Raw genomic sequence first — 597 nt, 5'->3', positions numbered from 1 at the left:
CGGGTGCGGGGGGTTCATCGAGCCCGTTGAAGCTGACTTGCATTGCTCCCGCGGCGATGCCGGCACGGTCGAGCACTGACTTCAAGGTGACGCCAAGCCAGCGCGCATTGCCCATCAGCCCGTTCGCTGCCTGACCGCCGGCAACGCGTGGCTCGGAAAAGCCGCGGCTGTTGCCGGAACACTGGTTCACCGCCACGATCTCGGTCGCGGGCATCGCCTTCAGCTCGGCAAGGGATAGCGAGAGCTGATTTTGTACTCGGCCCTTCACTGTCAACCGAAAGGTCTCGGGGTCGAGGCCCTGCGGCGGCGTGTTGCCCGAAAGGTGATAGCGCACGAAAAAGGCGTCGTTAGGAGTGATGAGGCCCTCGCCATAGACCGCGAACGGTGTTTCGAGTTGCGGTGGGCGGGAGGTCAGCCGGATCAGCGGCCGCTTCTGCGAATAGGCCACAAGTGGCCGCTCGCCATTGCCGAAGGGCAGCGTCACCGTTTCGGCCCGCGCTATTGCTGCGGCTCCAAAACCTAGTACCGCGCCGGCTCGCAGCGCGCCTCGTCTGCCGATCATGGCCATTCTTCTCCTCCTATTCGCGCGAGGCTTGG

The 597-nt window shown here is 64.5% G+C and carries 1 protein-coding gene; it reads right to left on the bottom strand.

The genetic code is table 11. The annotated features are described in order from the left end of the window. The coding region (locus QWZ14_RS12315; protein ID WP_290316966.1) for a molybdopterin-dependent oxidoreductase at positions 1 to 568 on the bottom strand (568 nt) is incomplete at its 3' end. Between the last annotated feature and the right edge of the window lie 29 nt (positions 569 to 597).

The sequence above is a fragment of the Paeniroseomonas aquatica genome (assembly GCF_030409335.1).
Lineage (GTDB): Bacteria > Pseudomonadota > Alphaproteobacteria > Acetobacterales > Acetobacteraceae > Belnapia > Belnapia aquatica.
Note: the sequence above shows the minus strand (reverse complement) of the source record. Positions and strands in the feature narration are given on the sequence as shown.